We start from the raw sequence: 368 nt of genomic DNA on the forward strand, positions 1-368 counted from the left end.
CCTCGATCACTACTTCTGTGATATTACTTATCGTGGTAGCTGAATAGGAATTGCCTAATATCCTCTCGATAAATTTGCCAATTTCACGAGTACTGCATCCTTTACTGTACATCTCAATAATGGTCTCTCCTAACCATTTTTCTCGCCTTTGGTAGGGATCGAAAAGTTGGGTTTTAAACGCACCATTCCGATCTCGAGGAACCGTGAGATCCTCGATTCGACCATATCTTGTATCTAATATACGTTCGTAAGAGCCATTTTTACTGTTTTTAAGCTCTGGATGTTCAACTTCGAAGAAATTTTTCATCTCTTCCCTCATCAACATTTCAGCTTGTTCTTTAATTATCTTTTTTAACATGGGTTCTAAT

1 protein-coding gene is annotated in these 368 nt (G+C 37.8%); it reads right to left on the reverse strand.

What is annotated here, in order from left to right; all coding sequences use genetic code 11:
• Positions 1-358 (reverse strand): transposase (locus tag ACFQIC_RS12420; RefSeq protein WP_390217145.1); only part of this gene is annotated, 358 nt, incomplete at its 3' end.
• Positions 359-368: the final 10 nt, after the last annotated feature.

Origin of the sequence: Halobacillus seohaensis, from assembly GCF_042663045.1 — a bacterium.
GTDB classification, from domain to species: domain Bacteria; phylum Bacillota; class Bacilli; order Bacillales; family Halobacillaceae; genus Halobacillus_A; species Halobacillus_A seohaensis.